The 2843-nt window shown below is 61.7% G+C and carries 3 protein-coding genes; all 3 read left to right on the top strand.

From position 1 onward, the window contains the following. Positions 1 to 750: ABC transporter ATP-binding protein (locus AC1DX0_RS33975; RefSeq protein WP_477358727.1), on the top strand; the 750-nt coding region annotated here is incomplete at its 5' end. A 350-nt stretch (positions 751 to 1100) separates the two neighbouring features. Continuing rightward, positions 1101 to 2282 (top strand): hypothetical protein, encoded by a 1182-nt coding sequence (locus tag AC1DX0_RS33970; protein WP_477220342.1) that lies wholly within the window; start codon positions 1101 to 1103, stop codon positions 2280 to 2282. Positions 2283 to 2555: 273 nt separating this feature from the next. Next, positions 2556 to 2843: glutamate--tRNA ligase family protein (locus AC1DX0_RS33965; RefSeq protein ID WP_477358724.1), on the top strand; the 288-nt coding region annotated here is incomplete at its 3' end.

The following is a 2843-nucleotide window of genomic DNA, read 5'->3' as shown; positions in this document are numbered from 1 at the left end:
GCCATCAGCTTCGACAACGTCACCTTCCATTACGGCAATCATCGGTCGCCGCTCTATCGCGACTTTTCGGTCGATATCGCGCCGGGTGAACGGGTCGGGCTCGTCGGTCACTCGGGCTCGGGCAAGACAACCTTCGTCAAGCTCATCCAGCGGCTTTATGACGTGAATGCGGGCAAGATCCTGGTCGACGGCCAGGACATCTCGCAGGTGGCGCAAGCGTCGCTGCGCGGGCAGATCGCGATTGTCCAGCAGGAGCCGATCCTGTTTCACCGGTCACTGGCAGAGAACATCGCCTATGCCAGACCGAGTGCGACGCAGGCGGAGATCGAGCATGCCGCACGCCTGGCGAGCGCGCATGATTTCATCACCAGCCTGCCGAAGGATTATGGCACGCTGGTCGGCGAGCGCGGCGTTAAACTGTCGGGCGGCGAGCGGCAGCGCGTGGCGATCGCGCGCGCTTTCCTGGCCGATGCGCGCATCCTGATCCTGGACGAGGCGACATCGAGCCTCGATTCGGAATCGGAGGTGCTGATCCAGCAGGCAATGGAACGGCTGATGGTCGGCCGCACCACGCTGGTGATCGCGCACCGGCTTTCGACGGTGCGGGCGCTCGACAGGCTGCTGGTCTTCGATCGCGGCAAGATCGTCGAGGAGGGCTCGCATGACGAGCTGATCCGGCTGAAGGGCGGCATCTACCGCCGGCTGTTCGAGCGTCAGGCGCTCGAACTGACCAAGGGGCTGGTCATCTGACCTGAGGTGGCCTCCGGCTTTGGCCGGAGGCCACCTCTATCAAGCGCTATAAGCCGGGCGGGGCTGGGCAACAGAACTCTCGTGAGCCCATAGGGAACGCGTGTCCGAAACCCCTGTCGCTCGGCGTCTGCTGGCCGAGCAAATCCGTGACGCCAAGCAGCATCGAATTCTTTTCCAGATCCTGAATCTCGAGACGCCTGTTTACGATACCGAGCGAGATACGTTGTTTCAACCATTGATTGATATACATTTACTCCAAGCAACCCAGAGGCGGTCGATGCAGATGCTGGGATCCGATTGATTCAGCGCAGGATTTCGCCCTGCGGCAGACGACCTCCATAGGCTTCACGATGCATCTTGTTTCCGAAAATGCCGGTGTGGAAAAGGTGGCTGCGCCGGCGGTGCAGGAGTCTCACCACGGCTCGGTTCGGCCGCTCGCTGCCGAAGATCTCGAGCGCGTCGCCGCACTCTTCCTGACGAAGTTTCGCCGCCGCCGGCGTCACCTCCTCGACCGTGCGATCGTGGAGACGGCCGAGTATATGAGAAAGATCTATCTCGACCCTGTCGGCCAGCCCGGTGCGAGCAACGCTCTTGTCCAGATCAACCCGCAGGGCGATCTGGGTGGCTTCCTCGGTGTCCTGAAGGCCCGCTACGAGCTCAACGGAGCGGCATTGAATGCGGCGATCATCGGTCCACTGATGGCCGACCCCGGCACCGATCACGGCTCGGCTGGACCGCAATTGCTGCGTGCCCTGCATCAAGGCGAGTTCGATCTGTATCTGACCGATTCGGCCAACCGGGTATCCCTGGCCTTCGCACGCCCGATGAAATACCAGCTCCTGCCGGCGCATTGTCTGGGATGGACCCGCATTTTCCGCCCGGCCGCGGTGGTCTCCGCAGTGGTGCGCGGTAAATGGCCGGGCCTGCCTCGCTTCGCACTCGATCCTTGCGCCAGAGCATTCGACGCTTTTACGAGAAAGAGGTTCGAGCCGCCCGTCCAGCATTCCTCGCCACACCGGGTCCATCGCGAGCCGATGGATGCCGCGCAATTTGCGGAACGGTTGCCGACGCTTACGTCCGATTACGCGCTTCGGCCGCGTTGGCAGGATGGCGAGCTGCCACGGCTGCTCGCACTGGCGACCGAGAAGCAGGCCGACGGCCCCCTTCATTTCGGCGGGACCTACGACGAAGCTGGTAAATTGCTCGGCTGCTACGCTTTCTACGGTCAAGCCGGTGGCATCGCGAACCTGTTGCAAATCCAGGCCTCCGGATCTCACTGGGGCGCAACGCTGGACAGCCTCATCGCGGACGCATGGAATATGGGCTGCGCAGGCATCATCGGGCAGACGCAGAGCAGATTCATGCCGCAGCTCTTCAGCTACAAGAATGTCTTCTTCCGTTATGCCGGGGGGACGATGGTGCGCTCGCGCATCCCCGAGGTAACGCAAGCGGTCCGCACCGGCGACATCTTCATCGGTGGGTTGATGGGCGACCGCTGGACCCGCCTCAGTTCCGACGACTTCGGCCACTGATCGCCTTCAACGATCTGACCTGATCGGACAAGGGCCATGCGCCTCGCTTGGCCCTTGGAGCAGTTCACCGTTTCACGAAAACGGCGAACCGCTCTAACTGTTTGTTTTAACGCAATTCCAAGGGAAAGCGCTGCGCGCTTTTCCCGGGAAAACCGTTTCACACTTTTCCTGGAATTGCTTAAGTCTTTTCATTGCCCGCGTCATGTTCTATGTGTGCCGACCGGCGCGGGGGCGCGTCTTGTCAACCACAAAAGCATCCGGTACGCCCCGCTCATGACAGTTACCGTTCGTTTCGCCCCGTCACCGACCGGCCGCATCCATATCGGCAATGCGCGCACCGCTCTGTTCAACTGGCTGTTTGCGCTCAACAACAAGGGCCGCTTCATCCAGCGCTTCGATGACACCGACATCGCCCGCTCGAAGCAGGAATTCGCCGACGCCATCCTCTACGACCTGCATTGGCTGGGCATTTTTCCCGACGCCACCGAATATCAGTCGCGGCGCTTCGAAGTCTATGACGCGGCGGTCGAGCGGCTGAAGGCGGAGGGCGTGCTCTATGCC

Source organism: Mesorhizobium sp. P3_A9, from assembly GCF_056402975.1.
The sequence above is the reverse complement of the archived record's forward strand: the minus strand, read 5'-3'. Positions and strand labels throughout refer to the sequence as shown.

Bases quoted from the DNA above. Each gene is read 5' to 3' on its own strand.
- AC1DX0_RS33970 (WP_477220342.1), top strand. From the start codon at position 1,101: ATGCATCTTGTTTCCGAAAATGCCGGTGTGGAAAAGGTGGCTGCGCCG.